The 349-nt window shown below is 58.5% G+C and carries 1 pseudogene; it reads right to left on the reverse strand.

The window, feature by feature from the left end:
- Positions 1 to 349 (reverse strand): annotated as a pseudogene (locus tag BG55_RS22745) (hypothetical protein); the annotation flags it as partial.

Consider the following 349-nt stretch of genomic DNA (forward strand, 5'->3'; position numbering starts at 1 on the left):
ATAATGCCGTTATTTTCGCCGCGATACAGGTTGAAAAATGCCAGCGGCGCGGTGGTGACCGGCATATCCCATACCAGGCTGATACTGTTTTCCGTTGCCGATACAGAGCGCAGGTTAACAGGTGGCGCAGGCGGGGCATCCGGCACTTTCGCCGCCGCCGTGGTGACTTCCAGCGTATTACCCGGCGTCGAGGTGTTGTCGTTAATGTCGCTGGCGGTAACGAAATAGCGGTAGCGGGTGCTGGCACTCAGCCCTGTGTCGTGATAGTCAGAGCGCGAGGCAGGCACGCGGGCCAGCGCGCTGATAATGCCGTTATTTTCGCCGCGATACAGGTTGAAAAATGCCAGCG

Source organism: Erwinia mallotivora, assembly GCF_000590885.1.
Taxonomy (GTDB): domain Bacteria; phylum Pseudomonadota; class Gammaproteobacteria; order Enterobacterales; family Enterobacteriaceae; genus Erwinia; species Erwinia mallotivora.